General features: G+C 76.5%; 1 protein-coding gene. It reads right to left on the bottom strand.

Annotation, left to right across the window (positions count from 1 at the left end; translation table 11 throughout):
* Positions 1–95 precede the first annotated feature (95 nt).
* Positions 96–597: class I SAM-dependent methyltransferase (locus AOK22_RS13210; RefSeq protein WP_055698813.1), on the bottom strand; the 502-nt coding region annotated here is incomplete at its 5' end.

The following is a 597-nucleotide window of genomic DNA, read 5'->3' as shown; positions in this document are numbered from 1 at the left end:
CGGTTGGGGCGCGCGGGGGCGGGCACGGTGGTCTCCTTCCTTCTGGGGTGGCGAAGGCGGCCTCGGGACGGGGGCCGTCAGGGGTGTCCGGGGTGTCAGCCCGCGCGGCGGACGACCAGGACGTGGTCGGTGACCTCGGCGGTGCGGCCGTCGGGTCCCGTCGCGGTCCGGGTCAGCGCGTCGGCCTGCTCCACCGTCCACGTCCCCGGGTCCAGGGCGATGTCCGCGGCGACTTCCCGCGGGGACGGGTAGCGGACATCCGAGCCCGCCGTCCACGACCACGGCGCGGTCGAGCCGTGGTCGACGACCAGCAGCCGCCCACCGGGCCGCAGGGCGTGCGCGGCCGAGCGCAGGACGGCCGCCTTGTCCAGGTCGAAGGGCGTGTGCAGGTAGTGGGCGCAGACCAGGTCGAACTCGCCGTCCGGGAACGACGTACGCAGGTCGTGCCGCACGGCGGTGACCCGGTCGCCGAACCCGTGCGAGCGGGCGAGGGCGGCGAGCCGCTCGACCGCCACGGCCGAGATGTCGGTCGCCGTGACGCGCCACTCCTGCCCGGCGAGCCACAGGGCGTCGCCCCCGTTGCCGCAGCCGAGGTCG

Source organism: Streptomyces silaceus (assembly GCF_001419745.1).
In the GTDB taxonomy this organism is placed as follows: domain Bacteria; phylum Actinomycetota; class Actinomycetes; order Streptomycetales; family Streptomycetaceae; genus Streptomyces; species Streptomyces silaceus.
Note: the sequence above shows the minus strand (reverse complement) of the source record. Positions and strands in the feature narration are given on the sequence as shown.